Source organism: Streptococcus mitis (assembly GCF_003942695.1).
Taxonomy (GTDB): domain Bacteria; phylum Bacillota; class Bacilli; order Lactobacillales; family Streptococcaceae; genus Streptococcus; species Streptococcus mitis_BD.
This window is the reverse complement of sequence record NZ_RJNU01000019.1, coordinates 1-5,789: the sequence shown is the minus strand read 5'-3', so window position 1 is coordinate 5,789 and position 5,789 is coordinate 1. Positions and strand designations below refer to the sequence as shown.

Sequence of the window (5,789 nt, the reverse complement as noted above, 5' to 3'; positions counted from 1 at the left end):
ATTTGAATAGACGAAAAAAGCTAATATAGGACTAAACAACAAAAAGAAAAAAGAAAAGATATAGTATCTTAGATTTTCCATGTAAGGCTTAATCTTAATTCCACGATACGTTGGAAATAAACTCATATCTTTTCTCCTTTAGAAATTATCCCTTATGTTCCTGTTTTTGCTCAGGTTTTTGATCATGCTTCTGTTCCTGTTTTGGTTGACCAGCACCTACACGCTTAACATTTTCAGCACGCAAAGCAAAAGCGTGTCCTTTGACCTCAGAAACATTGTTATTTCCACGTGAAATTGTATATGAATCATCATAAATCCAAATTGTGGCATCACCAACAAGTTCAACTTCAGACATCATAGGAATATCTTCTACAGAGATACCTTCTTCCAATTTAATTGGAATAATTTCTTGCATTTTATCTGAGAAAACTTCTGCATGCGTTGGATAATCGACAGGCGAACCATCTACCATTTTAAAATTTTCAATAAAACTGATAAATACCAGTTTACCAAGCAATTCTTTTGCATTTACAGGGATTTCTGCATTATTAAATTTACGAATACTAAAAGCCATTATTTTTTTCTCCTATTTTCTATAATTTATTTCTCAAAACGCAATTCAGTTGCTTCAAATTGAATCTCTTCTTTTGTACCAACCAAACGTGTCACCATATTAAGCCCTGAAACAGACTTAACAAATGTAAGACCTCTTGTTTTTGGAACATCAGAATTACCCAATCCATATACACGAATAGTTACCGTACTTTGATTTTCCCCTGAAATCTCAAATTCTCGGAAAGGTACAAAATCATCATACGAACCATTTACTACTTCACGAAATTTTGGACTAACAACAACTTTAGTACCAATCACATTCAATCCCACAGGGAGTTTTTTAATTTTTGCCATTTTTTTAATTTCCTTTTCTATTTACATTTTTTCTTTTTAAAAAAACAAAAGGACGATAATTCCTGTTTACTTACCGTCCTATAAACAACATTCTTAATCTTTCTTACGCTTCATACCAACTAGACCTAGCATTGACAAGATACCAGTACCAACAAATCCAAGCATACTAGAAGCTGTACCAGTATTCGGTAATGATGGTTTTTTCGGTTCTTGTGGTTTAGGTTGCTCAGGAGTATGAGTAGTGACTTTCGCTTCCATTTCTTGACCATTGACAATATTAACAAACGTATTCTCAACTTCTCCACTTGCGATACGCTCAACTTCAATATAGAAATCGGCATCAAACGTACCTTTAACACCTAGAGAGTTCAAGAACTCTTTATCAATAGTGTAAGCCCACTTACCATCTTTTTCATTCCAAGAAACTTTAACAATCTTCTTGATGAACTCAGAATTTGTACTTTGGTCAAACTCGAATTGGAAAGCATAGACAGAGCCTTTAGCAATCTTATCTCCAGCTTTAACAACTTTACCATCAGAAAGAACTACATCATACGATAACACCATATCTTTTCCTGCTACATATTCAGTACCACGAATGATACCCTTCCAGTTGCCAGTATAGCGATCATGCTTCACATCTAACTTATCAATACCATCATACTGATAAAGTGAATCGTGTTTAACAGGAATGGTCACACCGTCAAGTAAGTAGCGAATATATTGGCCAATCTGTACTTCTTGGCCGTCCAAGACTTTCTTGTCGTCCTTTTGATCCACAGCGTGTTTATCAGGTTTCACATCAGGAACTTGAACAGTTACCAAGTTAGAAATATAGCTATTTCCATAATCAACTTGATAAAAGTCATTTTTTACTAACTCAGCCTTCTTAACAAGCAAACGAGCAGGAAGATCAATCGTAATATTCTTAGCTTGTTTTACATAGTTCTTATAGAATGAAGCAGAATCTTTCGCTACAAACATATAGAACTCACCTTTTGGATTCAAGCCAGCTTCCTTCAAAATGTTTTGAATTTCTTGTGTACGTTCCTTATCAGAAAGAACATGATACATCTTGAACAAATCCTTAACATTTTTACCTGCAGAATCTTTCATAGTGATTTTACTTTCATCTACTTGATATGCACCATCTTGAACATCATCAACCATAGCCCATGTTTTAGCAACTACTTTTGAATCAGCAGTAAACGTTGAATAAGGCTTATAATCAGTAGTCAAACTGAATTTTACATTCTTATCGAATGTATTAGCACCATCAATATTATGTCCATATGTATCAACAATAGCCTTAACAGGTTTTGGAGTTAATGGTTTCACACGCAAGCGTGAATAATTCACTTTTACTGTAGGCACTTTTGGAAGTTCAGGCAACTCTTTTGGCTTCTCCAATTTTGGTTTTGGAATTTCCTTAGTGTCCTTTTCTTTCAATACAGGCTTAACAGGTGGCTTTTTCAAAACATTAATTGGTACAGTAGCACTTGCCTTACCAAAAATTCCTACAGCCCAACCATTTCCACTAAAAATTTCTTCATCAGAAGGTAAATCTTTCCCTTCTGCTCTTGCCTTATCATAAGCCCATTTCCGTTCCAATTCAACTTTTTTAGCTGAATGAACTCCTTCACCATTATGGTAAACAAAATTCAAAGTAGAACCATATCCAACAGATAAAATAGAACCACGAGGAATATCAGCTTCATCTTTTACATTAGCATATCCAAGATCTCCAGCCTTTACTCCCAATTCAGGTACATCAGAAGTCCAAGGAGTTTTATATTCACCCTTATAAAAATCCTTGCCATCACGCTTAACCTTCTTCACATCAGAACCATCAGGATTCAAAACAATACCTTCTGTACCATCTTCATAAGTCAAATTCAACTCTTGTCCATAGTCAACATCATTAAACATAGAAACAACAGCAAGAGTTACTTTCTTATTATCTTTTTCAAGATAAAACTCAATCTTAGTATTAAATTGAACTAAGTTTCCATAAACAAAATTCATAGAACCACTATTATCTAGCTTATGAATCGTGATTTTTGTAGTTGATAAAGGCTTTCCATTTTCCTGCCATTCAGCCTCAACATCATTAAATGTGAAACGAGCAGAGATTTTCTCACCTTTTTCATTTTCAGCTACATTATGTAATGTAAAAGAATCTCCCTTCTTAGGGTTATAAATTTGACCAAAATAACCAGAAGGATTTTTAATTAAATCAGCACGACTACCAGTAATAGTTGTATCACTATGCAAACCAATATAATCTTTAACCTTCAGTAAACCTTCAACACCTTCAAAAGAAGCAGTAAATTTCTTATAATAGTTTACACTACCACGTTGGCTTTCGTCATAATCACCATAAATCTTAACATTAGGTTTTTCAGCTTTCAAACCTTTCTTAGCAAGTTCTTCTTTCTGCTTATTATAAACAGCTAATTCTTTATTATATGTTTCCAGCTTCTTGTCATACTGAGATTTAAGATCAGCATTTTCTTTTTCTACCTGTTCATTAAAGGCTTTTTGATCTACCACAGCTTTATTGTAAGTAGCTTCTTTTTCAGCGTTATCCTTTGCGATACGCTTATTTTCTGCTTCAATCGCCTTACGCTCGGCTTCATTGTTAGTTTTAGCGTTTGTGTAGTCAGCAGTTGCTTTTTCAACTTCTTTTTCCTGCTTCACATAATCAGCTTCAATTTCTTTTTGCTTTTCTGCAACAGTTTCAGAAGTTGCAACTCCTTTATCCTGAACAGCGACAACTTCTACCTTGACACCAACTTCTTTCGCTTCTTTTACAGCTTTATCAAGAGAATCATGAGAAATAGGAACATCTACCTCACTTTTCTTCTCAACAGCAACAGGTTTATCAGTTGAAACTTCATCAGCCGATACAGTACCATTAACTACCATACCCAACATTGCAAGTGCAAGAATAACTCCACAAGCACCACCAACCTTCATCTTACGGATTGAACCATAAGCCTTATATTCTTGTCCTTTTGACATTTAATAATTTATCTCCATTTCTAAAAAACATTTTTAACAAATTAAAACCCTCAATCACTTGATGGTGACCGAGAGCGTTTATAAACAACTACTATCATAAATTCTCCTTTATTCTCAAAATAAAAAAGCCAGCTAAACTGACTCTTATTTAAAATAACATTTAAAATTCAATAATCACTCCATCTTCTCTGAAACGATTATATGTTCTTTCAATCTTAGACATAATCTTACTGTAATAACTTCGTGTAAGTTGACCTACAGCATACAACTGATAATATAAATCTTCACAACATTTCTTTGATGATACATAGACATCAGCACCATTTTTTACATGAGCATAGATTTTCAAATTCCAACAGAATCTACTATAAATTCGGTTATACTCTTTTATGATCCATTCTTCGGAATAAGTTCTTAAACCTTGACCCTCTTTATAACCATATTCTTCGATTTTAACACACCTCTTTCCTACTACTCAATCTTCTCAGCTAGGTCAAGTAAAAATCGCTTCACTTCACTCTTATAAACATATTTTGTCTTATCATCATCATAAAAGCGAATTGTTTCTTCATAACTCTTTCCTTTAGTCAACATTGCTACCAGTCCATGAGAAAACTGATGGTGACAACCTAGATTATCTAAATCCTTCGTTGATAAAACTTCCTCACGTTTCACAGTGAATTTTTCATCAACATTGATAAAATCATCAATCGTACAATTATAATACTTTGCTAGCTTGTAAAGTTTATCAATACTAGGCTCTCGATCTCCACTTTCATAGCGCTTATATGCTTTCTTTTGAATACCTAAATAAGTAGCAATTTCTTCTTCTGACTTATTATTTCTTTCTCTATATAAAATCAATGCTTTTGATACGTTTATCATTTTTGTTACCTCATTTTCTATTTCCAACACCTCTACTCATATTGTTAATTTACATAAAGGAATATAGTAGATTCCCTTGTGAAAACTAACAATACTTTCAATTCTTATCAGGACAAGACCTGTTTTATAAAAATCTAGTTATTGTTAATTTTTCGCAAAATAAAAAGGCTTATTTCAAAGCCTTTTTACGTTTTTTTCAATAGAATATAGCATAATAAAATGTATGCTCTTATCTTCGCATACTTTCAGCTTCTCAGCTTACTACCTGCGCCAAGGTCACAAATTTAAGAATAACTCAATATCCCCTCTTTCTTACCCAAAGGCATTAGCAAGATTTTACTCTCACACACCGACCATACAACACATAGACCTCACTATCTCACTCTAGCTACCTTCTAAGAAGTATCATTGACTGTTCTCAGCCGTCAGTTCCCTTTTCTTATCTACTAAGGCAAAAGGACGAAACACCCAACATGAACTTCACAAACTCTAAACTCCTTGCCAACCACATTACTTATGGTATAATAATACCAACAAACACAAAAACAAAATATCGTAAACAGCTTAGTAAGATGGAAACACACTTTGCTGGATTTTTGTTTTCAAAAAATTAGAAAAGAGAACATTATGATTGAAATTATTACTAAAACAATATCCATCATTTACAACATTGTGAAGTTGATTATTCATCTTTACATTAAATCTTTTGACTCAAATCCATATTTGACAACGTTTTGCACAATATTCATTATTGTTCGTTATCTATGGTTTCCTTAGACTTACTAAAAAGTCAGCAAAGAGTTTAGAATCTATAAAGTTTTGTAGACAAATATCTACAATCAGACACAACTTGACATTTTCCTAAATTTCACGTATAATTAAATTGCTACATTTAATCGTGTTTAGTCAATGATTCGTTGTTGTCTGACACGTTTTTTATTAAATTTTCAAAGTTCACTTAACTTTTATAT

The 5,789-nt window shown here is 33.2% G+C and carries 4 protein-coding genes; all 4 read right to left on the bottom strand.

The annotated features are described in order from the left end of the window. Window positions 1–145: 145 nt before the first annotated feature. The 4 genes from D8852_RS09765 to D8852_RS09745 all read right to left on the bottom strand — a co-directional run bounded on the left by D8852_RS09765 (window position 146) and on the right by D8852_RS09745 (window position 4,818). On the bottom strand, window positions 146–574 hold the full coding sequence (locus D8852_RS09765; protein WP_125833941.1) for a hypothetical protein: 429 nt from the start codon (window positions 572–574) through the stop codon (window positions 146–148). Window positions 575–600: 26 nt separating this feature from the next. Beyond that, window positions 601–909 carry a hypothetical protein gene (locus D8852_RS09760; protein ID WP_125833939.1) on the bottom strand — a complete coding sequence of 103 codons (309 nt, stop codon included), beginning with the start codon at window positions 907–909 and terminating at the stop codon, window positions 601–603. A 93-nt stretch (window positions 910–1,002) separates the two neighbouring features. Beyond that, window positions 1,003–3,933: an SspB-related isopeptide-forming adhesin gene (locus D8852_RS09755; protein WP_125833937.1), complete on the bottom strand. Its 2,931-nt coding sequence runs from the start codon at window positions 3,931–3,933 to the stop codon at window positions 1,003–1,005. A 471-nt stretch (window positions 3,934–4,404) separates the two neighbouring features. Beyond that, a complete protein-coding gene (locus D8852_RS09745) occupies window positions 4,405–4,818 on the bottom strand; it encodes a helix-turn-helix transcriptional regulator (protein ID WP_125833933.1) in 414 nt (137 codons plus the stop codon). Between the last annotated feature and the right edge of the window lie 971 nt (window positions 4,819–5,789).

What these genes read in the sequence shown, in the direction of transcription:
- D8852_RS09765 (WP_125833941.1), bottom strand. Translation starts at nt 574, where the DNA reads ATGGCTTTTAGTATTCGTAAATTTAATAATGCAGAAATCCCTGTAAAT.
- D8852_RS09760 (WP_125833939.1), bottom strand. Translation starts at nt 909, where the DNA reads ATGGCAAAAATTAAAAAACTCCCTGTGGGATTGAATGTGATTGGTACT.
- D8852_RS09755 (WP_125833937.1), bottom strand. Translation starts at nt 3,933, where the DNA reads ATGTCAAAAGGACAAGAATATAAGGCTTATGGTTCAATCCGTAAGATG.
- D8852_RS09745 (WP_125833933.1), bottom strand. Translation starts at nt 4,818, where the DNA reads ATGATAAACGTATCAAAAGCATTGATTTTATATAGAGAAAGAAATAAT.